Below are 26,324 nucleotides of genomic sequence, written 5' to 3'. Positions count from 1 at the left end.
GTGCGGCGGACGGCTCAGAGGTGGTGGGGCGGCTTCTCGTCGAGGAACCGCTTCAGGTCCGCCGCGCCGTCCGTACCGGGGCGCTCGCCCCAGCCGCGGTCCGTGTCGTCCGAGGACTGCTGGTCCAGCGGGTCGTCGAAGATCAGCGACGGCTTGGGGGCGCGCGGCTCGGGGTCGGGGGCGGTGCTCATGCGTCCAGGGTACGGCCCCGGCGGCGCCCGCCCCGGCCGCTCCGCTCGCCGTACGGGGTCACACGGCGTACAGCCCGTGGGCTTCGAAGACGCCCTTGGCCGAGGTGACCTGCTCCGGGGTGGGGCAGGGGGTGTCGTGCAGGGAGAAAGGCCGTCCCAGTGCCTGCCACTTGGCCTCGCCCAGCTTGTGGAAGGGCAGGACGTCGACGCGGCTGACGTTGCCGAGCGTGGCGGCGAAGGCGGCGACGCCGGCGATGTTTTCGGGTGCGTCAGTGAGACCGGGCACCAGGACGAAGCGGACGTGGATCTCCTTCCCGAGGGCGGCCAGGCGTCGGGCGAAGTCCAGGGTGGGGTCGAGGGGGCGGCCGGTGACCTTGCGGTAGGTGGCGCGGTCCCAGGACTTGAGGTCGAGCAGGACCAGGTCGGTGTCGCGCAGCAGGGCGTCGGTGGCCCGGACGCCGAGGTAGCCGGAGGTGTCCAGGGCGGTGTGCAGGCCGAGTTCGTGCTTGAAGCGGTGCAGCAGCTCGCCCGTGAAGACGGGCTGGAGCAGCGGCTCTCCCCCGCTGACGGTGGCACCGCCGCCGGCCGCCGCGATGAACCGCGTGTACTTGCCGGCCTCGGCGACCACCTCGTCGGCGGTGGTGCGCTTGCCGTCGCGCATCCGCCAGGTGTCGGGGTTGTGGCAGTACAGGCAGGTCAGGGGGCAGCCGGACAGGAACGTGACGAACCGGGTGCCGGGCCCGTCGACGCCGGTCGACAGGTCCCACGAGTGGACCGAGCCGATCGCCGGGCGCCGCGTCGCCGCGTCGCCGCGGCGGCGGGGGTGGCGGGGGCGGCCGCCGCGGCGCAGGCGCCGCCGCCCGGCGCCGGCGTGGTCGGCGCGGGCGGAAGAAGCGTGGTCATCGCCCTGCTCCCTTACAGCGACCCGTGGAAGGTGCGGTTGATCACGTCGAGTTGCTGCTCGCGCGTGAGGCGGATGAAGTTGACCGCGTATCCGGAGACCCGGATGGTCAGTTGCGGGTACTTCTCGGGGTGCTCCATCGCGTCCTCGAGGGTCGCCTTGTCGAGCACGTTCACGTTCATGTGGAAGCCGCCGCTCGCCATGTAGCCGTCCAGGACGCCGGAGAGGTTGGCGACGCGCTCCTCGGGGGCGCGGCCCAGGGCGTCCGGGGTGATGGTGTTGGTCAGCGAGATGCCGTCCTCCGCGTCGTCGTAGGGGAGCTTGGCGACGGAGAGCGCAGAGGCGATGTACCCGTGTTCGTCGCGGCCGTTCATGGGGTTGGCGCCGGGCGCGAAAGGGGCGCCCGCGCGGCGGCCGTCGGGGGTGTGGCCGGTCTTCTTGCCGTAGACGACGTTCGAGGTGATCGTCAGCACCGACTGCGTGTGCACGGCGTCGCGGTACGTCGGGTGCCGGCGGACCTTCTCCATGAATTCGTGGACGATCCAGCGGGCGAGCTCGTCGGCCCGGTCGTCGTTGTTGCCGTACGCCGGGTAGTCGCCCTCGACGACGTAGTCGACGGCGAGGCCCGTTTCGTCCCGGACGACCTTCACGCGCGCGTGCCGGATCGCGGACAGGGAATCGGCTGCGGCCGACAGGCCGGCGATGCCGCACGCCATCGTGCGCAGGATCTTCCGGTCGTGCAGGGCCATTTCGAGGCGCTCGTAAGCGTACTTGTCGTGCATGTAGTGGATGACGTTGAGCGCGTGGACGTAGGTCTTCGCGAGCCAGCCGAGCATGGCGTCGTAGCGGGCGAGGACGGTGTCGTAGTCGAGGTACTCGTCGGTGATGGGCTCGAAGCCCTCGACGACCGGCTTGCCGGAGACCTCGTCTCGGCCGCCGTTGATGGCGTACAGCAGGGCCTTGGCGACGTTCACGCGGGCGCCGAAGAACTGCATCTGCTTGCCCATGGCCATCGCGGAGACGCAGCAGGCGATGGCGGTGTCGTCGCCGTACTTGGGGCGCATCAGGTCGTCGGACTCGAACTGCAGGGCGCTGGTGTCGATGGCGACCTGGGCGGCGTACTTCTTGAAGGCGTCGGGCAGGCGCGGGGACCAGAAGACGGTCAGGTTGGGCTCGGGCGCGGGGCCGAGGTTGTAGAGGGTGTTGAGGGCGCGGAAGGTGGTGCGGGTGACCAGGGGGCGCCCGTCCTCGCCGAGGCCCGCCATGGACCACGTGACCCAGGTGGGATCGCCGGAGAAGCCCTCGTTGTACTCGGGGGTGCGCAGGAAGCGCACGATGCGGAGCTTGATGACGAAGTCGTCGATCAGTTCCTGGGCCTCGGTCTCGGTGAGCAGGCCGCGTTCGATGTCGCGCTGGAGGTAGATGTCGAGGAAGGCGTCGATGCGGCCGATCGACATGGCGGCACCGTTCTGCTCCTTGACGGCGGCGAGGTAGGCGAAGTAGAGCCACTGGACGGCCTCGCGGCCGGTGCGGGCGGGGCCGGAGATGTCGTGGCCGTAGGAGAGGGCCATGGCCTTGAGTTCTTCGAGGGCGCGGATCTGCTCGGCGACTTCCTCGCGTTCCTGGATCACCTCCGCACTCGGCCACTCGACTTCGAGAGCGCTTTTGTCCGCTCGCTTCGCGACGATGAGCCGGTCGACGCCGTAGAGGGCGACTCGGCGGTAGTCGCCGATGATGCGGCCGCGGCCGTACGCGTCGGGCAGGCCGGTGATGATGCCGGAGGAGCGGCAGGCGCGGATCTCGGGGGTGTAGGCGTCGAAGACGCCGTCGTTGTGGGTCTTGCGGAACTTGGTGTAGATCTCGCGGACGGCGGGGTCGGCCTCGTACCCGTAGGCGTCCAGGGCGCTCTCGACCATGCGCCAGCCGCCGTTGGGCATGATGGCGCGCTTGAGCGGGGCGTCGGTCTGGAGGCCGACGATCAGATCGAGGTCGGGGTCGATCCAGCCGGGCGCGAAGGCGTCGATGCGGGACGGGGTGCTGACGTCGACGTCGTGGACACCGCGCGCGATCTCCTCGGGGAACATCGCGAGGAGCTTGTTCCAGACCTTGGTGGTGCGCTCGGTCGGGCCGGCGAGGAAGGAGGCGTCGCCCTCGTAGGGGGCGTAGTTGCTCTGGACGAAGTCGCGGACGGCGATGGCGTCGCGCCACAGCCCACCGCGGAAGCCGGCCCAGGCGTCCGTCGGCGCCGAGGTGTGTTGCGCCGTTTCCTCGGCAGGAGTGACGGTCGTGGTTTCCGCAGGGGTGGCAGTCATGGCCCGCACCTTCCACATCGCTTCGTCGGTACGGCTCCATTGCACGCCCGCGCGGGCGGCTCCGCGGGCCGCGTTGGTCCCGATCCTCGGGACCAACGTCCCGACCCCGCCCGCTCCGGAAGACGGCAGAGTCGGCTGACCTGGCGTTTCCTCCGGGCCTTTGGACCTCAGACTGCTTGTGAATCTGTTCACAAGAATTTCTGGCCGGTATCTGGTGTGCTTGGACGCATGACGTCCAGTTCGACTCCGTCCCCCGCGCCCTCCGACGCGCACGCCCCCCGTAGTCCTCTGCGGAGGCTCAGCGCCCGCGGGCGCGACGAGGCCCATCGGGTCGCCTCTCCCCTGGAGCTCTTCTTCGACCTGTGCTTCGTGGTGGCCATCGCCCAGGCAGGAGTGCAACTGGTGCACTCCATCGCCGAGGGGCACGCCGGTGAGGGCATCCTCAACTACGCCATGGTCTTCTTCGCCATCTGGTGGGCCTGGATGAACTTCTCCTGGTTCGCTTCGGCGTACGACAACGACGACGTCCTGTACCGCGTCGTCACCCTGGTCCAGATCGCCGGCGTGCTGGTGCTCGCGGCCGGGGTGTCGCGTGCCTTCGAGGATCACGACTTCCTGGCCGTCTGGCTGGGCTATGTGATCATGCGGCTCGCCCTGTCCGCGCAGTGGATACGCGTGGCGCTGTCCAGCGAGGGCGCGGAGCGGACGATGGCCCTGCGGTACGCCACCGGCGTGCTGCTTTGCATGGTCGGCTGGACGGGGCTTGTGGTTCTGCCCGAGGGGGCGAGGCCGTGGGTGTTCCTCGTGATGGCGGTGATCGAGATGTGCGTGCCGGTGTACGCGGAGAAGGACTTCAACACCTCCTGGCATCCGCACCACATCGCCGAGCGGTACGGACTGTTCACGATCATCGTCCTCGGCGAGACGATCGCCGCGGCGACGATCGCCGTGAAGTCCGCCGTCGACGAGAACGACGCGCTCGGCGAACTGCTGCCGATCGCCACGGGCGGGCTGCTGATCGTGTTCGCGGCGTGGTGGATCTACTTCGTCGTGCCGATCCACGGCAGGCTGCGCAGCAACAAGCAGGCGTTCCTGTGGGGCTACGGCCACTACCTGATCTTCGCCTCCGCCGCCGCGATCGGTGCCGGGCTGGAGGTGGCGGTCGAGCAGGCGGTCGGCAAGGCGCACATCTCCACGCTGGCCGCGTCGGCCGCCGTGACGCTGCCGACGGCGCTGTATCTCCTCACCGTCTGGGCCCTGCACTCGCGCTACTTCAAGGTGGGCACCGCGCAGCAGCTGGTGCTGCCGGTCACGGCGCTGCTGGTCATCGCCTGCACGTTCCTGGGCGACTGGGCGGTCCTCGCGGCCGGCGTCGTCTCGGCGATCGCGGTGGCGACGGGGACGACACTGACGGCGCGCATGGCGGCCCGGGAGAGCCGGGAGGCGGCAGCGGCACCGGTCGGGTGAGGTGCCGGCGTTGGTACGGGCGTCGGTGCCGGTGCCGCGCGGATGGGCCAGTGCGGGTGCGGATGGGGCGGTGCCGGTGCGGCCTGGACGAGACTGGTGGCATGACAGTTGACGCTCTGACGGACGTCGCCGGTGTGCGCGTGGGACACGCGACGCGCACCGGCGACGGTTGGCTGACCGGCACCACCGTGGTGCTCCCCCCGGAAGGCGGCGCCGTCGCCGCCGTGGATGTGCGCGGGGGTGGGCCCGGCACCAAGGAGACCGACGCCCTCGACCCTCGCAACGTCGTGCAGAAGGCCGAGGCGATCGTGTTGACCGGCGGCAGCGCGTACGGGCTCGACGCCGCGACCGGCGTGATGGCGTGGCTGGAGGAGCAGGGGCGCGGGGTGCGGGTCGGGGCGGACCCGACGCATGTCGTTCCCGTCGTACCGGCCGCCTGCGTCTTCGATCTCGGGCGGGGCGGCGACTTCCGGGCGAGGCCGGATGCGGCGCTGGGGCGGGCGGCGGTGGAGGCGGCCGCGGCGAGCGCACCCGGGGCGCGGGTACGGGAAGGGGGCGTGGGCGCGGGTACGGGCGCCGCTGTCGGGCCGATGAAGGGCGGGGTCGGCAGCGCGAGCGTCGTGCTCGGGTCGGGGATCACGGTGGCCGCGCTGGTGGTGGCGAACGCGGCGGGGTCCGTGATGGATCCGGAAACGGGCGTTCTGTACGGGGAGTTGTTCCAGGGGCGCGTGGACTACCCGGAGGCGCGCGTCCACGAGGCCGCACGTCGGCGCCTCGCCGAGATCGCGGCGAAGAACGCGCCTCCCCTCCTGAACACCACGCTCGCGGTCGTCGCCACCGACGCGGACCTGTCGAAGGCGCAGGCGCAGAAGCTCGCGGGCACGGCGCACGACGGGATCGCGCGCGCTGTGCGGCCGGTGCACCTCCTGAACGACGGCGACACGGTGTTCACTCTGGCGACGGGGCAGCGCGCGCTCGACGCCGAGCACCCCTTGGCGCTGAACGAACTTCTCGCGGCGGGCGCCGACATGGTGACGCGCGCGATCGTGCGCGCCGTGCGGGCGGCCGAGTCGGTGAGCGGGCCGGGCGGGGAGTGGCTGTCGTACGGGGAGTTGTACGGGGGTCGGTGACGGGGGTGGTCGCCCGCGCCCTCGGGTGTGAGCCGCCGCGCCGCCGCGCGGGTGCGCCGCTGCGCCGGTGCGCGGGGCGTCCCACGGCCGCAGTGGCGAGGTGCGCCTCGGCGGGTGGCTCATTTCGTGTGGTGATTGTCCCGGTTGTGTCACGCGATGGCGTTCAGCGCGCTCGCAGGGAACCCGACCGGCCATGGATGCGCTCTTTGTCCACGCACTGGAGCGGATCACGCACATCACATGAAACGGGAGCAGCTCGTGACAACGCCGGACATAGCAAAGCGGCGCGCACTGGGGGCCTGTGCCGTCCTGGCGGTCGGCGCCCTCACCCTCACCGCCTGTGGCGGCGGCGCCGACGGGAAGAACGACGGCAAGGGCGCCGGGGACTCCCCGAAGACGTCGGCGGCGAAGATCGTCATCTCGGCGAAGGACGGTTCGACGGGCGCGTCGATCAACACCACCGGGGTGAAGGTCAGCGGGGGCGCGCTGACCGGCGTGAAGATGAAGGTGGCGGGGACGGGCCAGGACGTGCCGGGCACGCTCGCCGCGGGCGGGGAGAGCTGGAAGCCGAAGGAGCAGTTGGAGCGGGGCACGAAGTACGAGATATCGGCGACCGCGAAGGACGCCGATGGTCGCGCCGTCTCAGCGGACTCGACGTTCACGACGGTCAGCAAGGCGAACAGCTTCATCGGGACGTACACGCCGGACGGCGGGACGACGGTGGGCGTCGGGATGCCGGTGTCGTTCAGCTTCGACAAGGCGATCAGCGACAAGAAGGCCGTGCAGTCGCACATCACGGTCTCCTCCAGCAGCGGGCAGCAGGTGGTCGGGCACTGGTTCGGGTCGCAGCGGCTCGACTTCCGGCCGCAGGAGTACTGGAAGGCCGGCTCCAAGGTCACGATGAAGATCGACCTGGACGGCGTGAAGGGCGCGAACGGCGTCGTCGGAGTGCAGAAGAAGACCGTCAGCTTCACGATCGGACGGTCGCAGGTCTCCACGGTCGACGTGAACACGCAGACCATGACGGTCGTGCGCGACGGCAAGACCCTCAAGTCGGTGCCCATCTCGGCAGGCAGCCCGGAGTTCACCACCTACAACGGGCAGATGGTGATCTCCGAGAAGTTCAAGAAGCTGCGGATGGACAGCCGGACGGTCGGGCTCGAGAACGCCTACGACATCCCGGACGTGCCGCACGCGATGCGTCTGACGCAGTCGGGGACGTTCATCCACGGCAACTACTGGTACAAGAAGTCCAATCCGCCCTTCGGCCGGACCGGCACCAGCCACGGCTGCGTGGGGCTGCAGGACGTGCAGGGCGGCTCGGGGGCGACGAACGCCAAGTGGTTCTACGACAACTCCATCCTCGGGGACGTCGTGATCGTCAAGAACTCCCCCGACAAGTCGGTGGCGCCGGACAACGGGCTCAACGGCTGGAACCTGTCGTGGAGCGAGTGGACCGCGGGAAGCGCCGTGTGAGCGCCGACGGGGCACCTGGGCGCCCCTCGGGCGCCCGTGCGCCGTCCGGCTGCCGCTGCACGCCAAGTGCCGTCTGACCGGCTGTTTTTGACGGATCTTCGGGCCGCGTGGGAACTTCTCACGCGGCCCGGGAGTTTTCTGTGCGCACGTTTTCTCGGTTCCCGGACATGATGTCCGACCGAGGGGCTACGGTATGCACCCACAAGGTGACATGCAGCAACGCCGGGAGAAACCTTGAGCGTTCCGTACGAGACGGCAGCGTACGAACCACGCGAGTCGCCCGAGTCTCCGGAGGAGCACCTCGCGCGACTCCTCGGCCGCGCGCTGAACTCCTTCGAGCTCCCCGACGAGGTGATACAGCGCCTCGACTGCGCGCTGGCGCACGACAGCTCGCTGCACTCCGCGCACCACAGCGCGGGGCTGCACCGCGAGACGTACCGCCACGCCTGGCTGCTCGCCGACGGTTCCGCGCTCACGCTGTGGGAGCTCGTCCACAACACCGCACCGGGCAGCGAGCCGCAGCACGAGGTGTATGTCGACGAGGAGGAGCTGCGCGCGGCCACGGCGCGGCTGCCGTTGCCCGCGGACACCCCCGACTTCGAGCTTCCGGTGACGGTGCAGTTGTCGCCGATCCCCGCGCCCCGGCACGCGTACATGCCCGACGACTCCGCGGACCACGCGCGCCGGCTCCTGCGCCGCGCCGAGAACCCGGACCGGCCGGGCGCGGAGACGGCGGCGCTGCTGGCGAACGCGTTCGCGCACCAGATCACGCAGGCGTTCGGGCGGCCGTGCCGTGCGGGACGTATCGGGCTGTGTTTCTCGCTCTACGAGCACGCGTTCCTGCTGCGCGACGGCGAGGAGGTGTCGCTGTGGGAGGTCGAGCACACGGCCACGCCCGACGGGCGGCACATGTGCGAGGTCTACGTCTCCGAGGACGCCGCCCGGGACGCGATGGAGCGGCGGGCGGCGCGCGTCTCCTGACGTGCGCCGGCGTGGCGAGCGGGTGAGCGCGAGGGCGTCAGCGGCCGTCGCTGAGCTGTCGTACCAGCCCCGCGAAGGCGTCTCGTTCCGCTGGGGTCAGCTGGACGGCCTCCAGGTCGGGGCCGGTCTGCCGCTGGTACGGAAGGCCCTGGGCGGGGCGGGCGGGCCCCCACAGGGCGGCCGCGCGGCCGCGGCGCAGGACTCGGGTCAGGCCGATCGCCCAGACGACGGTCGCCAGGGCGAGGACGGCCATGCCCGCGAGCTGGAAGATCGAGACGTGCTCAGGCATGCGCCCCAGTAGACACCACGGTCCGGGACTTTGGTCCCGGACCGTGACGTATCTCGCAGGTGCCGTGAACAACTCACAGCACCCCAAAGGGACATGCGGCAGGGCGTAAACGGCTGCGGTCGGCCGCAGCCCCGTCCCGCCAGGGCTGCGGCCGACCGCCGTGAGTGCCGGTGCCTCCGTTACGCCGCCACCGGCTGCTTCTGCTCGGCCGCCGGAGCGGACGCGGGGTCGCCGGAGGCGGGGGCCGCGCCTCCCGGGGCCGTCTTGCGCAGGCCCTTGAGGAGGATCACCAGGCCCGCCGTGACGGCCGTGCCGACCGCGATGGCCAGCAGGTACAGGAACGGCTTGCCGATGAGGAAGGTGACCCAGATGCCGCCGTGCGGGGCGCGCAGGGTGGAGCCGAAGGCCATGGTCAGCGCGCCGGTGACCGCGCCGCCCGCCATGGAGGCGGGGATGACGCGCAGCGGGTCGGCCGCGGCGAACGGGATGGCGCCCTCGGAGATGAAGGAGGCGCCGAGGACCCAGGCCGCCTTGCCGTTCTCGCGCTCGGTCTCGGTGAACAGCTTCTTGCGGACGGTGGTGGCGAGGGCCATGCCCAGCGGGGGCACCATGCCGGCGGCCATCACGGCGGCCATGACCTTCATCGCGGAGTCGCTCGGGTCCTGCACGGCGATGCCGGCGGTGGCGAAGGCGTAGGCGACCTTGTTGACCGGTCCGCCCAGGTCGAAGCACATCATCAGGCCGAGGAGGATGCCGAGGAGGATGGCGTTGGTGCCGGAGAGGCCGTTGAGCCAGTCGGTCATAGCCTCCTGCGCGTTGGCGATCGGCTTGCCGATCACGATGAACATCAGGAAGCCGACGACGATCGACGAGATCAGCGGGATCACCACCACCGGCATGATGCCGCGCAGCACCGGTGGGATCTTGATCTTCTGGATGGCGAGGACGACGCCACCGGCCAGCAGACCGGCGACCAGACCGCCGAGGAAGCCGGCGGCGATGTTGACGGAGATCATGCCGCCGACGAAGCCGGGCACGAGGCCGGGGCGGTCGGCCATGCCGTAGGCGATGTAGCCGGCGAGGACGGGGATCAGGAAGCCGAAGGCAACGCCGCCGATCTGGAAGAGCAGGGCGCCCCAGCTGTCGACCTGGCCCCAGTCGAAGTGGTCCATGACCGGCTTCGCCTCGTTGATCTGGTAGCCGCCGATCGCGAAGCCGAGGGCGATCAGCAGACCGCCGGCCGCGACGAACGGGACCATGTAGCTCACGCCCGTCATCAGCCACTTGCGGAGCTTGGTGCCGTAGCTGTCGCCGGCGTCGCCCGCGCGCTCGACCGGCGTGGAACCGGTCCCGGGGGCGCCCGTGACCTCACCGCGCGCCGCCTTGCCGCGCACCTCGGTGATGAGCTCGGCGGGGCGGTTGATGCCCGCCTTCACGCCGACGTCGACGGTCGGCTTGCCGGCGAAGCGGTCCTTGTCGCGTACGGGGACGTCGTGGGCGAAGATCACGCCGTCCGCCGCCTGGATGACAGCCGGGTCGAGCCGGGTGAAGCCGGCCGAGCCCTGCGTCTCGACGACGAGTTCGACACCCGCCTCACGGCCCGCGTTCTCCAGGGACTCGGCCGCCATGTAGGTGTGGGCGATGCCGGTCGGGCAGGAGGTGACGGCGACGATACGGAAGGGGCGCGCGTCGGCGGCGTCCGCCCCGCTCGCGTCCGTGGCGCCCGGCGCCGGAGCGGTCGCGCCGTCCGGCGCCGGGGCCGTGGTTCCCGTGGCGGGGTCGGCGGAGGCCGCCGCCGACCCCGCCACGGAGTCGGAAGAGGCACCCGCAGAGGTGCCCGCGGATGCGCCTGCGGATGCGCTCGCGGATGAGCCCGACGCGTCCGCCTCCGGCGCGTCCCCGCGAATGAGCGCCGCCGCAGCCGCCGCGTCGCCCGCCGCGCGCAGTGCGTCGGTGAACTCCGTGTTCATCAGCTGCCGCGCCAGCGACGACAGGATCGTCAGATGGGCGTCGTCTGCGCCGGCCGGTGCGGCGATGAGGAAGATCAGGTCGGCGGGGCCGTCCGCCGCGCCGAAGTCGATCCCGGCGGCGCTGCGCCCGAAGGCGAGCGTCGGCTCGGTGACGTGCGCGCTGCGGCAGTGCGGGATGCCGATGCCGCCGTCGAGGCCGGTCGGCATCTGGGCCTCGCGGGCGGCCACGTCGGCGAGGAAGCCGTCCAGGTCGGTCACCCGGCCCAGGGCCACCATGCGCTCGGCGAGGGCACGCGCCGCCGCTTCCTTGGTGTCGGCGGACAGGTCGAGATCGACCAGGTCCGCGGTGATCATGTCGCTCATCGCGGGCTCCTTCGCACGCGTATCGCCCGGGGAGTGGAGTGGGCGGGGGCGGGGACAGAGGTGGGGACGGGGGTGCGGTGGGGGGTCATGGGGGTGAGCTCGGGAGTGAGCTCCGGGGTGGTGGGGGCAAGGCCGGGGAAGCCCCGCCCCCACCGGGCGGCAGGGCGGCTCAGGTGGCCCTGCTGCCCGCAGGCCGCGACGAGTAATGGGGAGCCTCGCCGCTTCATGGCCGGTCCACCGGGGAGTGCCGGGGGCGTGGACGGCGCCGAGCGATCCGGGCGGGGCGCCGCCGGCGCCGCAGCGACAGAGGTGAAGTCCTGTGCCTCCGGCGCCCCCACCGCCGTAGCGGCAGCCGTGAAGTCGTGTGCCCCCGGCGCCCTCAGCGCCCTGGAGACGCAGCCAGAGCCGTATGTCTCCGGCGCCCCCGCCGTGCTAGAAGCAGAGGCCGAGCCGCGCGCCTCCGGCGCCCTCGCCCTCGTAGGAGCGACACGGCCCGTCATGACACCGGCTCCTTCAGTACGCGGTCCGCCGGTACTTCCGCCGTCACCGTCACCGCGGCCGGGTCCAGGTCGGACGGGGTCGGCATGACGCTGCCGGGGAGTTGTACGGCGGCGGCGCCGTGGGCGACCGCCGAGGCGAGGGCCTCCGGGCCGCTGCCGCCGGCGATGAGGAAGCCGGCGAGGGAGGAGTCGCCGGCGCCCACGTTGCTGCGGACGACGTCCACGCGGGCGCTCGCGAACCAGGTGCCCGAGCCGTCCACGAGGAGCTGCCCGTCGGCGCCCAGGCTCGCGAGCACGGCGCGTGCGCCCATCTCGCGCAACTCCTCGGCCGCCTTCACGGCGTCGCCCACCGTGGACAGGGGGCGCCCGACGGCTTCCGCGAGCTCCTCGGCGTTCGGCTTCACCACGTCGGGGCGTTCGCGCAGCGCCTCCAGGAGCGCACGCCCCGAGGTGTCCAGCGCGATGCGCGCGCCCCCGGCGTGCGCCCGCGCGACGACATCGGCGTACCACGAGGGCGCGAGCCCCCGCGGCAGGCTCCCGCAGCACGCGATCCAGTCCGCGTCCCGCGACTGCGCCCGCACCGTCTCCAAGAGCAGCTCCTGCTCCTCCTCCGACAGCTCGGGACCCGGCGCGTTGATCTTCGTCAGTACGCCGTCGGACTCGGCCAGCGCGATGTTGGAGCGGGTGGCGCCCGCGACCGGGACCGGCGCGACCTCGATGCCCTGCGCGTCGAGCAGATCCGCCACGAGCGCCCCCGGCGCACCACCCAGGGGCAGGACCGCGACCGTGCGCCGGCCCGCGGCCGCCACGGCGCGCGAGACGTTCACGCCCTTGCCGCCCGGGTCCATGCGTTCGCCGGTGGCGCGGATGACCTCGCCGCGCTCCAGTGCGGGAACCTCGTAGGTGCGGTCGAGGGACGGGTTCGGGGTGACGGTGAGGATCATGCGCGCACTACTTCCGTGCCGCCGCGCTCGATGGCGGTGGCGTCTTCGGGGCTCAGCCCGCTGTCGGTGATCAGCAGGTCCACGTCGCTCAGGTCGCCGAAGCGGGCGAAGTGCTCCTGGCCGTGCTTGGAGGAGTCGGCGAGCAGCACGACCCGGCGGGCGGCGGCGATCGCCGCCCGCTTCACCGCGGCCTCGGCGAGGTCGGGGGTGGTCAGGCCATGGTCGGCGGAGAAGCCGTTGGCCGCCACAAAGAGGACGTCGGCCCGGATTTCGCCGTACGCGCGGAGCGCCCAGGCGTCGACGGCGGCGCGCGTGCGGTGTCGTACGCGCCCTCCGACGAGGTGGAGCTGGATGCCGGGGTGGTCCGCGAGGCGGGCCGCGATCGGCAGGCTGTGCGTGACGACGGTGAGCGCGGCCTCCAGCGGGATGGCGCCGGCGAGGCGGGCGACCGTGGTGCCGGCGTCGAGGATCAGGGTGCCCTCGGTCGGCAGTTCGGCGACGGCCGCCTTGGCGATGTGGTCCTTCTCGTCGGCCGCCGTCGTCTCGCGCTCGGCGAGGTCCGGCTCGAAGTCGAGGCGCCCGGCCGGGATGGCACCGCCGTGCACCCGGCGCAGCAGGCCGGCGCGGTCGAGGGCCTTGAGGTCCCGGCGGATCGTCTCCGCGGTGACCTGGAACTCCTCGGCCAGCGACACCACGTCCACTCGCCCGCCGTCACGCGCGAGCCGGAGGATCTCCTGCTGCCGCTCCGGTGCGTACATGTCCGCTCGCCTCCGACTCGATGTCTGGCCATGCCTGGCCATGTCCGGCCAGTGCCCGAACTTGTGGTTTCGCTGGGAGGCTACGCCCGGATTTCCGGAAAGTAAACAGGTTCGGGCCTTATTCGGGCATGAACGGACTTCCGGCTCTGTCCGGATCGGGTCCGGACAGGCCCTCCGACCAGGTGACGGCATACGGAAGGCCCGGACCAGAGAGAGACGGAGGCCCGGACCAGAGAGACGGAAGGCCCGGACCAGAGACGCGGAAGACCCGGACCAGAGACGCGGAAGGCCCGGCGCACACAGGGCGCCGGGCCTTTCTCCACCTTCCAGGGTCAGACGAGCTCGGGCTCCTCCTCCCCCGCCCCCTCCAGATGCTGCGCCCCCCGCTTGGGCAGCGCGAACATCAGCAGGAAGATCAGGGCCATGATCGCCGCGACCCAGCCCAGCGCGTGCTGGAAGGCGTCCACGAAGACCGGGCCCACCTGCTCGCGGCGCAGCACGTCCGGGATCTCGTTGAAGAAGACGACCGAGACCAGGCCGAGCCCGAGCGCGTTGCCCATCTGCTGCACGGTGTTGATGAGGCCGGACGCCGAGCCCGCGTGCTCGCGCGGTACGCCCGACAGCACCATGTCCGTCAGCGGGGCGAAGATCAGGCCCATGCCGAGGCCCATCACGACCAGCGGGAGGGCCATCTGCCAGGGGGCGATGGCGGTGCCGTACCGCCCGGCCTCCCAGAGGTAGATCAGGACACCCGCGACCATGGTCAGCGCGCCGGACTGCAGGACCGTACGGCCTCCCACGCGCGGGACCAGCTTCTGCACCGACAGGCCCGCCGCGGTGGAGACGGCGATCGAGAACGGCACCCCGGTCAGGCCCGCCTTGAGCGGCCGCCAGCCCAGTCCGACCTGCATGTACAGCGTCCACACCAGGAAGAAGATGCCGAGCCCGATGCCGAAGACGGTCTGGACGGCGACGCCCGCGGCGAAGCTCTTCACGCGGAACAGGGACAGCTCGATCAGCGGGGACCCGTCACGGGCGGTCTTGCGCTTCTCGTACGTCACCAGCGCGGCGAGGACGGCGAGCGAGCCGGCCATCGACACGTACCCCCACAGCGGCCAGCCCAGCTCACGGCCGCGGGTCAGCGGGTAGAGCAGCATGAGCAGGCCCAGGGTCACCAGGGCGACGCCGACCAGGTCGAGCTTCAGGGCGCGCGGGGCCTTGGACTCGGTGATGTAGCGGCTGCCGAGGATCAGGCCCGCGATGCCGACCGGAAGGTTGATGAGGAAGATCGGGCGCCATTCCAGGCCGAAGAGGTTCCACTCCGTCAGCAGCGCACCCAGCAGCGGGCCGGACACCGCGCCCAGGCCGACGATCGCGCCGAACAGGCCGAAGACCTTGCCGCGCTCCTCCGCCGGGAAGGTCGCGTGCACGATCGACAGCACCTGCGGCACCATCAGCGCCGCCATGCCGCCCTGCAGGAACCGGGAGGCGACCAGCATCTCCGGGTTCGCGGCGAGGCCGCACAGCGCGGAGGCGAGCGTGAAGCCGCCGATGCCGATGAGGAACAGCCGCTTGCGGCCGTGGATGTCGCCGAGGCGTCCGCCGGTGATCAGGCCCGCGGCGAAGGCGAGGGCGTAGCCGGCCGTTATCCACTGGATCTGGCTGACGCTCGCGCCCGCCTCGGCCTGGATGGACGGGATGGCGATGTTGACGATCGTGACGTCGACGAGGTCCATGAAGGCCGCGGTCATCACGATCGCGAGGGCGAGCCAGCGACGCCGGTCGGGCGCCGCCACGGGCGAGGACGCCGGCGCGGGCGAGGACGCCGATACAGGCGAGGACGTCGGCGTGGGCACGGACGTCGGCGTGGAAACCACGGTTTCGGTGGAGGTCATGTTCTTAAGCTAAGACCCCATTAGGTCAGATCGTGTCCTAGATCTACGGCATCCTCGAACTCATGACGACGGATACTCCGGCCCGGCTTCTCCAGCTCCTCTCCCTCCTCCAGACCCCGCGGGAATGGCCCGGCGGCGAGCTCGCCGACCGGCTCGGGGTGTCCCGCCGTACCGTCCGGCGTGACATCGACCGGCTGCGGGAGCTGGGCTATCCCGTGCAGGCCAGCAAGGGGTCCGACGGCGGCTACCGGCTCGTCGCGGGCAAGGCGATGCCGCCGCTCGTCCTCGACGACGAGGAGGCGGTCGCCATCGCGGTCGGACTGCGGGCGGGCGCCGGACACGCGGTCGAGGGGGTCGACGAGGCGTCGGTGCGGGCGCTGGCCAAGCTGGAGCAGGTGCTGCCCTCCCGGCTGCGGCACCGGGTCGCCACGCTCCAGGCCGCGACGACTCCACTGACCAGCGGGGACGGGGCGAGCATCGCGCCCGAGACGCTGACGGTCATGGCATCGACCGTCGCGGGGCACGAGCGGCTGCGGTTCGCCTACCGCACGAAGGACGGGACCGGATCGCGACGGGTCGTGGAGCCGTATCGGCTGGTCTCCACCGGGCGGCGGTGGTACCTCGTGGCGTACGACCTCGACCGCGAGGACTGGCGTACGTTCCGGGTCGACCGGGTGAGCGAGCCGTTCGCGACGGGGGCGCGGTTCGCTCCGCGGGAGTTGCCCACGGGGAGTGCGGCGGAGTACCTGCGGCAGTCGATGTACCGGCGGCAGGAGACGTACGAGTTCGCCGTCACGTTCGCCGCCCCGGCGGAGGTGGTCGCGGCGCGCGTACCGACGTGGGTGGGGGTGCCGGAGGCGGTGGGTGAGGGGCACTGCCGGCTGCGGGGGGAGTCGGGTGACGCGGTGGAGTGGCTGGCCGTTCGGCTGGCGATGACGGGGGTCGACTTCACGGTGGAGTCGCCGGGGGAACTGGTGGAGTGTGTACGGGGGTTGGGGGATCGGCTGGTCCGGGCCGCGGGTGGGTGAGGTGTACGACGCCGGGTGCCACGCCCCGAGCCGAGGCGGAGACGGCGGCCCCGCCCGTCGCTACCCCGCCTCCCAGGGAAACCCCTCCAACACCCCCAGATTCCGCAACGCCAACTCCGCCGGACCCCCCGGGCCGCTCGCCCGCGCGTCGCCGGCCACCCATGCCTCCACCGCCGTCCGCACCGCCGCGCTCGCGACCGCCGCGGCGAACCGCAGCTCAGCGGCGACAACGGTGGCGACGCTGTCGACAGTGGCGACGCTGTCGACGGGGGCGGCAACGTTGTCGGTACGGTGAGGCTCCCGCGCCACCCGTTCCGCCAGCACCTCCCCCAGCACCCGCTCCGAATCCCGGCACACCTCCGCCCACACCTTCCCCAGCGCCGGGCTGGAGTCCGCGAGGCGGATCAGCGTGCGGACCCATTCCCAGGACGCGGCGGAGACGCCGGCGCCCGGTGTCAGCGTGTGCCGTACCGCGTGTTCCAGGGCCTCCGGCACGGACAGTTCCGCCGGTGCCTCCCGTACCGCTTCCGCCCAGCGCTGGGCGCCTGCCGCGTAGAGCGGGGCGACGGCCTCTTCCTTGGTCGCGAAGTAGCGGTAGAAGGTGCGCGGCGCGATTCCCGCGGCCTGGGCGATGTCCTCGGCGCGTGTGGCGCGCAGCCCGCGACTGACGAAGAGCCCTGCCGCCGCCTTGGCGATCTCCATCCGCGTCTCGGCTTTTCGTCGCTCGGTCAGCGAGGCCGACACGGACCGGGAGGACCGGGAGGTGGAACCGGAGGCGGACCGGGAGGTGGAACCAGAGGCGGACCTGGAGGCGGACCGGGAGGTGGAACGCGGTGCTGGGGTGGGGCTGCTCACATCGGCAGGCTATGCCCATGTGACACAATCTGCCATCCGGCGGGCCACCCCGGGGTTCAGGTACGGGGTGGCCCGCCGTCCAGCATGCCTTGCCGTCCGGCATGCCCTGCCGTCAGCCCGTCAGCCCATCTGTCCTCCGGGCCCCGCGAGCCTCGTGGGGCGGCCACAAGGCAGAGCCGGACCCCAGCACCCGGGGGGAGGGCGCCGGAGTCCGGCTCTCGGGAGAGTCCCGGCGCCGGGGGGAGTGCGTCGGGACTTGGCTCGTGAAGCTCAGGCGCTTGCCCGGAGCTTGCTTCATGTGTTCGAACTCATGGGCCCTGAAAGGTTGTTCCCAGGGTCCTGCCTGTTGAAGCGGCCCAACTCCGCCATGTTTGCGCCGCCTTGAGACACCCGGCGCACGCGGGCACACGCGCGCCGGGGGCAGCCTTATGCGGCCGCGTCGAACCCGGTGTCCCGGGCCAGCTTCTTCAGTTCCAGCAGGGCGTGCTTCTCGATCTGGCGGATGCGCTCGCGCGTCAGGCCGTGCTCCTTGCCGACCTCGGTGAGCGTGCGCTCCCGGCCGTCCTCGATGCCGTACCGCATCTTGATGATGGAGGCCGTGCGCTGGTCGAGGCGGCCGATCAGGCCGTCCAGTTCCTCGCTGCGCAGCAGCGTCAGGACGGACTGCTCGGGCGACACCGCGGAGGTGTCCTCCAGCAGGTCGCCGAACTGGGTGTCGCCGTCGTCGTCCACCGACATGTTCAGCGAGACCGGGTCGCGGGCCCAGTCCAGGACGTCGGTCACACGCTCGGGGGTGGAGCCGAGCTCCTTGGCGATCTCGGCGGGCTCCGGGTCGCGGCCGTTCTCCCGGTTGAACTCGCGCTGGACACGGCGGATGCGGCCGAGTTCCTCGACGAGGTGGACGGGGAGCCGGATGGTGCGCGACTGGTCGGCTATCGAGCGGGTGATGGCCTGCCGGATCCACCAGGTCGCGTACGTCGAGAACTTGAAGCCCTTGCGGTAGTCGAACTTCTCCACCGCGCGCACCAGGCCCGCGTTGCCCTCCTGGATCAGGTCGAGCAGGGGGAGGCCGCTGCGGGGGTAGCGGCGGGCCACCGCGACCACCAGGCGGAGGTTGGACCGGATGAAGATGTCCTTGGCCCGCTCGGCCTCGGCGACCAGCGCCTCGAGCTCCTCACGGGTGGCGTCCGCCCTGGACTCCTCGTACCCGTCGAGGACCTGCCGCGCGAACACACCCGCTTCGATCATCTGGGACAACTCGACTTCCTTGGCGGCGTCGAGCAGCGGCGTGCGCGCGATCTCGTCGAGGTACATGCCGACCAGGTCGCGGTCGGCGATCTCGCCGGCGTGGGCGCGAACGCTGCGTGCCTTGTCGACGGCCTCGCCGGAGGCGGACTGACGACGGGCGACGGCACGGGTTGCCATGCGTGTGCTCCCTTGCGATGTGGGCTGGCGGGTGGTCCTTGGAGGCCTGGTCCCGATACGGTCCGGCACTGTCCGGTCCGGACTCTCCTCGGGTGCCCTGCTTCCGAAGGAAACAACGACTGGAATCAGGACAGAATTCCCAACCCGTCCCCCTATTTTTCTGATCATGCAGTATCCTGCGCGGCCACACGGTCCGCGGAGGCGCCGAGCGGCCCGGCAGAGGTGCAGGTCAGGCCGTGAGTCGAGACCGATCCCGGGCTTCTCATGAACCCCTCCCACCTCCGCGTCGCGAGACGCCCGTCACACCCGGACGCGCTCCCACTCCCCCGCGAAGGCCGCCGTCCCCGGCCGCCCTCTGCCCCAGAAGACGGCCGACGCCCCTTGATGGTTGCCAGGTCAGCGGACTCCCAGGGAATTCACAGCGACACCACATCCAGCCCTTACAGCCCGTGCGCGCGGCGGGGCGGCTCAGCCGAACTGCACCGACCGCTTGGCCATCCCCATCCAGAAGCCGTCGATCACCGACTTCTGCGCGTCCAGCTCGCCGGAGACCTCGGCGGCGCCCATCGTCACGAAGAGGGGTGCGAAGTGCTCGGTGCGCGGGTGGGCGTAGCGACCGGCCGGGGCCTTGTGCAGGAAGTCGAGCAGGCCGTCCCAGTCGCGCGCCTCCAGGGCCCGGCGGCCCCAGTCGTCGAACTCGGAGGACCAGGTCGGCACTCCCCCGCCGGTGTGGCGGAGCGCGGCGAGGTTGTGGGTGAAGAAGCCGGAGCCGACGATCAGGACGCCCTCGTCGCGCAGCGGTGCGAGCTTGCGGCCGATCTCCATGAGCCTGACGGGGTCGAGGGTCGGCATGGAGATCTGCAGGACGGGGATGTCGGCCTCGGGGAACATCTCGACGAGCGGGACGTAGGCGCCGTGGTCGAGGCCGCGGTCGGGGATGTCCTGGACGGGGGTGCCGGGGGCGCGCAGCAGCTTGCGCACGGACTCGGCGAGCGCGGGCGCGCCGGGGGCGGCGTACTGCACCTGGTAGTAGTGCTCGGGGAAGCCCCAGAAGTCGTAGACGAGGGGGATCGTCTCGACCGCGCCGAGGGCGAGCGGGGCTTCTTCCCAGTGGGCGGAGACCATGAGGATCGCCTTGGGGCGCGGGAGGTCCGCGGACCAGGCGGCGAGTTCACCGGGCCAGACCGGGTCGTCGGCGAGCGGCGGAGCGCCGTGGCTGAGGTAGAGCGCGGGCATACGCTCCCTGGTCGCCTTGTGGCTTGCGTCCTGGGTTGCGGCCGGCATGGCGCTGCTCCCTCCGAAAGGTGTTACATGAACACAGTTTTGCGATCTTTACTTGAAGTCTAAAACTTCTGGTCCCCTGAACCTACCTCCAACTTGTTTAACTTTCAAGGAGCCGTCTCGTACAGTGGAAGACATGGCCGAAGAACCCGTCTGGCTCACCGCCGAGGAACAGCGCATCTGGCGCTCCTACCTGCACGCCACCACCCTTCTCGAAGACCACCTCGACCGCCAGTTGCAGCGGGACGCGGGCATGCCGCACGTCTACTACGGGCTGCTCGTCGGCCTCGCCGAGGCGCCGCAGCGCCGGCTGCGGATGACCGAGCTCGCGATGAAGGCGAAGATCACCCGCTCCCGGCTCTCGCACGCCATCGCACGCCTGGAGAAGAACGGCTGGGTCCGCCGCGAGGACTGCCCCTCCGACAAGCGCGGCCAGTTCGCGATCCTCACCGACGACGGCCACGAGGTGCTGCGCCGCACCGCCCCCGGCCACGTGGGCGCCGTCCGCCAGGCACTGTTCGAGCGGCTCACCCCGGAACAGCAGAAGTCCCTCGGCGAGATCATGGAGATCGTCGCCGAGGGACTCCAGCCCAACGAAGCGGGTGCGGACCTGCCCTGGCTCCGCTGAGCCAGGACAGGTCCTCAGAGGTCGTACGTGCGGAGCGTCCCCATCCCCGCACGTACGACGAGCACGAAGGGGTACGACCGGACGGTCGTCGTCGTCAGTGGGCGACGACCGGGACCGGCACCTCGTCCTCGGCGCCCTCACCGGAACCGGCCACGGCACCCGTGTCCGGGCGGTCGGCGTTGACCAGGGTCACCACGATGACCGCGGCGAGGACCAGCATGCCGACCGCGAACCAGATCGCGTTGGTGTAGCCGTGCACCTGGCCCTCGAGGGCGACCAGCTGCTGCTGCGACTTGGAGGTCGCGGAACCGATGTGGTCCTTGATGTACGCGGTCGTCGCGGACGCGGCGATCGTGTTCAGCAGGGCCGTACCGATCGCGCCGCCCACCTGCTGCGAGGTGTTGACCATCGCGGAGGCGACACCGGCGTCCCGGGGCTCGACGCCCAGCGTGGCCAGGGACATGGCCGGCATGAACGCCGTACCCATGCCGAGACCGAGCAGCAGCATCGCGGGCAGGATCGTCGAGGCGTACGACGAGCCGATCTCCAGCTGCGTCATCAGCAGCATGCCGACCGCGGCGACCAGGAAGCCGGGGCCCATCAGCAGGCGGGCCGGCAGCCGGGTCATCAGACGGGTGCCGATCTGGGTCGAGCCGACCATCATGCCGACGATCATCGGCATGAACGCGAAGCCGGTCTTGATCGGCGAGAAGCCCTTCACGACCTGGAGGTAGTAGGTCAGGAACAGGAACGTGCCGAACATCGCGATGATCGCGATACCGAGCGAGAGGTAGATGCCGCCGCGGTTGCGGTCGGTCACCACGCGCAGCGGCAGCAGCGGGGCCTTGACCTTGGCCTCGGTGACGACGAAGGCGATCAGCAGGACCGCGGAGGCGACGAACATGCCCACGGTCACGGAGTCGCCCCAGCCGTCGGACTCGGCGCGGGTGAAGCCGTAGACCAGCGCGACCAGGCCCAGGGTGGAGAGCAGGACGCCGGGGATGTCGAGCGGGTTGCGGTTGCGGCCGCCCTCGGGCTCACGGATGACGAAGTAGGCGCCGAGCGCGGCGACGATGGCGAACGGGATGTTGACGAAGAACGTCCAGCGCCAGTCCATGTACTCGGTCAGCACACCGCCGAGGATGAAGCCGACGGCACCGCCACCACCGGCGATGGCACCGTAGATGCCGAACGCCTTGGCGCGCTCCTTGGCGTCCGTGAACATCACGGCGAGCAGGGAGAGCGCGGCGGGTGCGAGCAGCGCGCCGAAGACACCCTGGAGGGCGCGGGCGCCGAACATCATGCCCTGGTTCTGGGCCGCGCCGCCGAGCGCGGAGGCGGCGGCGAAGCCGATCAGGCCGACGACGAAGGCGTTCTTGCGGCCCCACAGGTCGGCGATCCGGCCGCCGAAGAGGAGGAGGCCACCGAAGGCGAGGGCGTAGGCCGTGACGACCCACTGCCGGTTGCCGTCGGAGATGCCGAGGTCGGTCTGGGCCGACGGCAGGGCGATGTTCACGATGGTGGCGTCGAGGACGACCATCAGCTGGGCGAGCGCGATGAAGACGAGCGCCTTCCAGCGGTTGGCGTCACCGGACGTGGCCGGTGCGCCGGGAGCCTTGGAGGCTGTTTCGGACATGAGGGTACCCACTTCGGGACTGCGTGACGGAAAAAGGAGTGGTGAGGGGACGGCCGGTCATCGGTGACGGCCGGGACGAGTCGTGGTGATGTGGATGTGGACTGCGGCGGCGCCCTGAACTCATCGCTCAGGACGGTCGGTCAGGACTGATCGGTCAGGCTCGGCGGAGGTCCTCCATGCTCAGGGCCGTGCCCGGCAGGAGGGAGCGGGCCGGGGCCCGCAATCCGTCGAGGAACAGCTGGAGCGTGCGGTGCAGGAAACGGTCGGCGACGCCGCAGCCGGTGCCGGCCGGGGGCCGGGACAGCTGGGACACGGCGACCATCACGTCACCGACACTCACGTCGGCACGGAGCTGGCCGGCCTTCCTGGCCCGGTCCATGAGCTCCTCGACGAGGTGCTCGATCCGTTCCCGTGACGCCACCAGGTCGGGGTGGTGCTGGTCGAAGGTGCTCTGCACCATCGGGCACAGGGCGGCGATCCGCTCGTCGGCGGACGCGTGCACGAAGCGCTCCAGCGCCTCGAAGGCGTCCCCGGTCGCGGCGAGCGCGACCTCGGCCGCCTCGGACGTCCGGTCCATGACGGAGCAGACGACCTCGCGGACCAGCGCGTCGCGGTCGGGGAAGTTCCGGTACACCGTGGCGTTGCCGACGCCGGCGCGGCGGGCGATCTCGTCGAGCGGCACATCGGGGCCGAACTCGGTGAACATCTCCCGGGCGGCGGTGACGATCCGCTCCCGGTTGCGCAGGGCGTCGGCGCGGGGCCGGGTCACCTTCTTCTGCACAGTGGTCGCGGTCACGGCGTACTCCTCGGAGTGGGGGGTTGCTTCGGCTGGATCTGCTGGCTCTTGCGATCCGGGGAAGTGCTCCCCGTTTCACGCGAACACCCTTCTAAACGGGGAGACGCTCCCCGGTTATTTCGGGTTGAGAGGAAGATTTGATGTGACCTGAGTCACATCCTCTCCTCCGAGAAACCCACGTTCGGCCCCTCCAGCGCGCGCCCGCGCAGCCCTCGACCCAGGGTGAGCGAAAGGGCGCAGTCCGTGGTCAGACGGCTGCCGTGGACGGAGAGGGCCGTGCATGCAGCACACGCAGACCAGCCGTCGGATACGCCCGCGCCGCGTCGCCGCTCTCATGTCCGTGACCGCGCTGACCCTGGTGGTCAGCACCTCGGCAGGCACGGGCCACCGCACGGCGGCCCCCGCACCCGCGGGCGCCGGACCGATCGCCCTGGCCCGCACCTCCGCCCACGGCCCCTGTCTGATCCGCGGCGGCGCCGCGATCCAGATGTCCGAGGGCGTCCCCACCACCGGCGGCTACTCCCGCTCCACCGGCACCGTCCGCGCCCTCACCCTGATGATCGACTTCTCCGACGCCCCGGGCCGCGGCCCCGCCCTCGACCGCTTCCGCGAGTTCTTCCCGCAGACCCGGGAGTGGTTCCGCACCAGCTCCTACGGCCGCCTCGACTACCGCCCCGAGACGCCGATCCCGACCTGGCTGCGGATGCCGAAGCCCTTCGCGTCCTACGGCATAGAGCGCGGCGCGCCCTTCGACCCCGGCTACCGGGAGCTGGTCCAGGACATCGTGGCCGCGGCCGATCCGAAGGTGGACTTCCGGTCGTACGACTTCCTGAACGTGCTGGTCACCCCGGACGCCGGGCCCTCGGCGCTGGACACGGTGCTGTCGGTGACCTTCGCCGGCAACCCGGACGCTCCGGTCGCCGACGGCGTGCCGGTCGCCAACGCGTCCTTCGTCTACTCCCGGCAGGACGACGGCTCCGGCTCCTTCGCGCAGACCGGCTACCGGGTGCTGCCGCACGAGAACGGCCATGTCTTCGGCCTGCCCGACCTCTACACGGCGAACGGCGGCGGCGCGGTCGGGCACTGGGACATCATGAGTGAGGACTGGGGCGCCAACAACGACCTCCTCGGCTGGCACAAATGGAAGCTGGGCTGGCTGGACGCCTCACAGGTCACCTGTGTGACGACCCCCGGGCCCACCGAGTACACGCTCACCCCGATGGCCCGCGCCGGCGGCTCCAAGCTGCTCTTCGTCCCGGTCAGCGGCCGCACCGGGTACGCCGTGGAGCTGCGCACCCGCGAGGGCAACGACGAGGCGGTGTGCCGGCCGGGTGCGCTGATCTACAAGGTGAACGCGGACGTCGACACCGGGATGGGCCCGGTCACAGTCTACGACGCCCGCCGCGACAGCGGCGGCTGCACCCGCAGCCCCAACGTCCACGCGGAACTCTCGGACGCGCCCTTCACCCCGGGCCAGGTCTTCCGCGACCGGAAGCGACACATCCGGATCGAGGTGACGGGGGTGGACCTGTCCGGGGACTACCGGGTGCGGGTCACGCGGGGCTGAGGGGCGGGGGGCCTCGGACGCGGTACGGACCGGACGGCGTTCGCCGGATTACCGTAGGGCTCCTGTGACTGCCGTACCGGAGAGCCGATGCCCGCGAAGACGACCCCGACCATGGATGACGCCGTGGATGTGAGGGACCCCGCCGCCGTCCCGGCGGAGGCGGTCGCGCCGTTGATCCGTGGCGTCGCCGTGCTGCGGGAGCTGACCGAGGCGGGCGGGACGCTGAGCCCGAGCGCGCTGGAGCGGGCGACCGGGCTCGCGCGCTCCACGGTCGACCGCATCACCGCCACCCTCGCCCGCATGGGGTACGTCCGCCTCGACGGCCGGGACGTGGTCCTCACCCCCCGGCTGATGGAACTCGGCAACGCCTATCTGGCCGCCCTGCGACTGCCCGCGCTGCTGGACGCGCGCGCCGACGAACTGGCCGACGAGCTCGACGAGTCGGTGTCCCTGGCGGTCGCCGACCGCGACGGCATCCGCTTCATCCACCAGGCCACCCGGCGCCGCGCGATGTCCCTCAGCTTCCGCATCGGCGACCTGCTCCCGGCCGAACGCACCGCGCCCGGCGCCCTGTTCGCGACGGAGTGGACGGACGCGGACCGGCGGGCGTGGCGGGAACGCCGGGCGGCCGACCCCGAGGACCGGGGCTTTCCCGCCGTACCGCCCCGCGAACACCCCTGGCCGGACGAGGAGTTCGAGCTCCGGGCGACGCAAGCGGCCGTCGACGGGTGGGCGTTGGACGACCAGCTGATCGAACCGGGTCTGGTGGCGGTCGCGGTGCCGGTGCGCGACCCGCACACCGGACGGATCGCGTGCGCGGCGAGCGTGGTCAGCCACACCAGCCGGCACACCGCGGCCGGTCTGCGCGAGACGCTGCTGCCGCGGCTGCGGGTGGCGGTGGCGGACATGGAGCGGGAACTGCGCCGGCCGCCGTCCGCGCCGGAGCCGGGGGCCGGTCCGTCGGGCCTGGCGGTCTGGACCGGGGCCTCCAAGCAGGAGCTCGGCCGGGGGTTCGTGGAGTCCCTGGCACGGGGCCTGACCGTGCTGACGGCGTTCGGCGAGGGCCGGGCCGCGCTGACCCTGACGGAGGTCGCGAAGGCGACGGGGCTGGCACGGGCCACGGCCCGCCGCGCCCTGATCACCTACGAGCACCTGGGTCTCGTCACCGCGACCGCGCACCGCACCTTCACCCTCACCCCCCGGGTGCTGAGCCTGGGCTTCCCGGCGCTCGCCCGGACCTCACTGGCCGAGATCGCGACCCCGCACCTGGCGGACCTCGCCTCCCGCATCCACGAGTCGGCGTCCCTGGCGGTGCTCACCCCGGCCGGCGACGAGATCCAGTACACGGCCCGGGTCGCCACCAACCGTGTGATGAGCGTGAACCTCACCGTCGGCACCCGGCTCCCCGCCTACGCGACCTCCATGGGCCGGGTCCTGCTGGCCGACCTCCCGCGGAGCCGCCGCACCCTGGGCGAACCGCGCCCGCTGACCCCGCGCACCGTCACCGACCCCGCGGCCCTCCACCGGCTCCTGACCGAGGCTCACGCCCAGGGGTACGCCCTGGTCGACGAGGAACTGGAGGCGGGCCTGCGCTCGATCGCGGTGCCGGTCCGCGACCACCGGGGCCGGGTGGTCGCGGCACTGAACACCGCCATGCACACCACCCGTCGCACCCCCGCGGAGTGCGTGAGCGACCTGCTGCCGGAACTCCGGGCCACCGCGACGGCGATCGAGCAGGACTTCCACACGGCGGACCGCTTCACCCGCGTCCCCACCGCCTGACCTTCCCATCCCCCATCCCTTATCCGCTAGGCTGGTCGCGGATCTCACCGAGATCCTCGTCGCAACCCAGCCTTCGTAGCTCAGGGGATAGAGCACCGCTCTCCTAAAGCGGGTGTCGCAGGTTCGAATCCTGCCGGGGGCACAACTGA

Annotated in this window: 21 protein-coding genes and 1 tRNA gene; 9 read left to right on the top strand and 13 right to left on the bottom strand. The window is 71.4% G+C overall.

What is annotated here, in order from left to right; genetic code table 11:
* Window positions 1-14 precede the first annotated feature (14 nt).
* From ACFUO4_RS29050 to pflB, 3 genes are all read right to left on the bottom strand, one after another.
* Window positions 15-191: a hypothetical protein gene (locus ACFUO4_RS29050; protein WP_097265274.1), complete on the bottom strand. Its 177-nt coding sequence runs from the start codon at window positions 189-191 to the stop codon at window positions 15-17.
* 58 nt (window positions 192-249) lie between these two features.
* Window positions 250-951, bottom strand: a complete 702-nt coding sequence (gene pflA / locus ACFUO4_RS29045) for a pyruvate formate-lyase-activating protein (RefSeq protein WP_383490753.1) — start codon at window positions 949-951, stop codon at window positions 250-252.
* Between the two features lie 155 nt (window positions 952-1,106).
* Window positions 1,107-3,404 (bottom strand): formate C-acetyltransferase, encoded by a 2,298-nt coding sequence (gene pflB, locus ACFUO4_RS29040; protein ID WP_383490460.1) that lies wholly within the window; start codon window positions 3,402-3,404, stop codon window positions 1,107-1,109.
* A gap of 228 nt (window positions 3,405-3,632) precedes the next feature.
* Between pflB and ACFUO4_RS29035 the strand changes: the two genes are divergently transcribed.
* From ACFUO4_RS29035 to ACFUO4_RS29020, 4 genes are all read left to right on the top strand, one after another.
* Window positions 3,633-4,871, top strand: a complete 1,239-nt coding sequence (locus ACFUO4_RS29035; RefSeq protein WP_383490458.1) for a low temperature requirement protein A — start codon at window positions 3,633-3,635, stop codon at window positions 4,869-4,871.
* Window positions 4,872-4,972: 101 nt separating this feature from the next.
* The gene (locus ACFUO4_RS29030; RefSeq protein ID WP_383490456.1) at window positions 4,973-6,001 is read left to right on the top strand and encodes a P1 family peptidase; all 1,029 of its coding nucleotides are present in this window, start codon (window positions 4,973-4,975) and stop codon (window positions 5,999-6,001) included.
* A 258-nt stretch (window positions 6,002-6,259) separates the two neighbouring features.
* A complete protein-coding gene (locus tag ACFUO4_RS29025) occupies window positions 6,260-7,477 on the top strand; it encodes an Ig-like domain-containing protein (protein WP_383490454.1) in 1,218 nt (405 codons plus the stop codon).
* A gap of 234 nt (window positions 7,478-7,711) precedes the next feature.
* Entirely contained in the window at window positions 7,712-8,458 is a 747-nt protein-coding gene (locus ACFUO4_RS29020; RefSeq protein ID WP_383490452.1) for a DUF6227 family protein, read from the top strand.
* Window positions 8,459-8,495: 37 nt separating this feature from the next.
* Here ACFUO4_RS29020 and ACFUO4_RS29015 read toward each other — a convergent pair whose 3' ends face one another.
* The 5 genes from ACFUO4_RS29015 to ACFUO4_RS28995 all read right to left on the bottom strand — a co-directional run bounded on the left by ACFUO4_RS29015 (window position 8,496) and on the right by ACFUO4_RS28995 (window position 15,177).
* On the bottom strand, window positions 8,496-8,747 hold the full coding sequence (locus ACFUO4_RS29015) for a hypothetical protein (protein WP_383490451.1): 252 nt from the start codon (window positions 8,745-8,747) through the stop codon (window positions 8,496-8,498).
* Between the two features lie 179 nt (window positions 8,748-8,926).
* Window positions 8,927-11,080, bottom strand: coding sequence for a fructose-specific PTS transporter subunit EIIC (locus ACFUO4_RS29010; protein WP_383490449.1), 2,154 nt, complete (start codon window positions 11,078-11,080; stop codon window positions 8,927-8,929).
* A 496-nt stretch (window positions 11,081-11,576) separates the two neighbouring features.
* Window positions 11,577-12,524, bottom strand: a complete 948-nt coding sequence (gene pfkB / locus ACFUO4_RS29005; RefSeq protein ID WP_383490447.1) for a 1-phosphofructokinase — start codon at window positions 12,522-12,524, stop codon at window positions 11,577-11,579.
* Entirely contained in the window at window positions 12,521-13,282 is a 762-nt protein-coding gene (locus tag ACFUO4_RS29000) for a DeoR/GlpR family DNA-binding transcription regulator (protein WP_059196035.1), read from the bottom strand. The genes pfkB and ACFUO4_RS29000 overlap by 4 nt, the downstream gene beginning before the upstream one ends.
* A gap of 332 nt (window positions 13,283-13,614) precedes the next feature.
* The gene (locus ACFUO4_RS28995; RefSeq protein ID WP_383490445.1) at window positions 13,615-15,177 is read right to left on the bottom strand and encodes an MFS transporter; all 1,563 of its coding nucleotides are present in this window, start codon (window positions 15,175-15,177) and stop codon (window positions 13,615-13,617) included.
* 62 nt (window positions 15,178-15,239) lie between these two features.
* Here ACFUO4_RS28995 and ACFUO4_RS28990 point away from each other — a divergent pair, with 62 nt between their 5' ends.
* Complete coding sequence (locus tag ACFUO4_RS28990; RefSeq protein WP_383490444.1) at window positions 15,240-16,205, top strand: helix-turn-helix transcriptional regulator; 966 nt, start codon at window positions 15,240-15,242, stop codon at window positions 16,203-16,205.
* 60 nt (window positions 16,206-16,265) lie between these two features.
* Here the strand turns inward: ACFUO4_RS28990 and ACFUO4_RS28985 are convergent, their stop codons facing one another.
* From ACFUO4_RS28985 to ACFUO4_RS28975, 3 genes are all read right to left on the bottom strand, one after another.
* Window positions 16,266-16,907 carry a TetR/AcrR family transcriptional regulator gene (locus ACFUO4_RS28985; protein WP_383490751.1) on the bottom strand — a complete coding sequence of 214 codons (642 nt, stop codon included), beginning with the start codon at window positions 16,905-16,907 and terminating at the stop codon, window positions 16,266-16,268.
* Between the two features lie 579 nt (window positions 16,908-17,486).
* The gene (locus ACFUO4_RS28980) at window positions 17,487-18,485 is read right to left on the bottom strand and encodes an RNA polymerase sigma factor RpoD/SigA (protein ID WP_079310932.1); all 999 of its coding nucleotides are present in this window, start codon (window positions 18,483-18,485) and stop codon (window positions 17,487-17,489) included.
* A 468-nt stretch (window positions 18,486-18,953) separates the two neighbouring features.
* Complete coding sequence (locus tag ACFUO4_RS28975) at window positions 18,954-19,721, bottom strand: dioxygenase (RefSeq protein ID WP_383490749.1); 768 nt, start codon at window positions 19,719-19,721, stop codon at window positions 18,954-18,956.
* A 181-nt stretch (window positions 19,722-19,902) separates the two neighbouring features.
* Between ACFUO4_RS28975 and ACFUO4_RS28970 the strand changes: the two genes are divergently transcribed.
* Window positions 19,903-20,394: a MarR family winged helix-turn-helix transcriptional regulator gene (locus ACFUO4_RS28970; RefSeq protein WP_079310930.1), complete on the top strand. Its 492-nt coding sequence runs from the start codon at window positions 19,903-19,905 to the stop codon at window positions 20,392-20,394.
* 94 nt (window positions 20,395-20,488) lie between these two features.
* Here ACFUO4_RS28970 and ACFUO4_RS28965 read toward each other — a convergent pair whose 3' ends face one another.
* Window positions 20,489-22,030, bottom strand: a complete 1,542-nt coding sequence (locus tag ACFUO4_RS28965; protein ID WP_383490442.1) for an MFS transporter — start codon at window positions 22,028-22,030, stop codon at window positions 20,489-20,491.
* A gap of 154 nt (window positions 22,031-22,184) precedes the next feature.
* Window positions 22,185-22,826: a TetR/AcrR family transcriptional regulator gene (locus ACFUO4_RS28960; protein ID WP_383490439.1), complete on the bottom strand. Its 642-nt coding sequence runs from the start codon at window positions 22,824-22,826 to the stop codon at window positions 22,185-22,187.
* A 280-nt stretch (window positions 22,827-23,106) separates the two neighbouring features.
* Here ACFUO4_RS28960 and ACFUO4_RS28955 point away from each other — a divergent pair, with 280 nt between their 5' ends.
* From ACFUO4_RS28955 to ACFUO4_RS28945, 3 genes are all read left to right on the top strand, one after another.
* Window positions 23,107-24,393 carry a M6 family metalloprotease domain-containing protein gene (locus tag ACFUO4_RS28955; protein WP_383490437.1) on the top strand — a complete coding sequence of 429 codons (1,287 nt, stop codon included), beginning with the start codon at window positions 23,107-23,109 and terminating at the stop codon, window positions 24,391-24,393.
* Between the two features lie 87 nt (window positions 24,394-24,480).
* Entirely contained in the window at window positions 24,481-26,175 is a 1,695-nt protein-coding gene (locus ACFUO4_RS28950; protein ID WP_383490434.1) for an IclR family transcriptional regulator C-terminal domain-containing protein, read from the top strand.
* A 69-nt stretch (window positions 26,176-26,244) separates the two neighbouring features.
* A tRNA-Arg gene (locus tag ACFUO4_RS28945) sits at window positions 26,245-26,317 on the top strand.
* Window positions 26,318-26,324: the final 7 nt, after the last annotated feature.

Source organism: Streptomyces sp. NPDC057280, from assembly GCF_042668605.1.
Taxonomy (GTDB): domain Bacteria; phylum Actinomycetota; class Actinomycetes; order Streptomycetales; family Streptomycetaceae; genus Streptomyces.
Note: the sequence above shows the minus strand (reverse complement) of the source record. Positions and strands in the feature narration are given on the sequence as shown.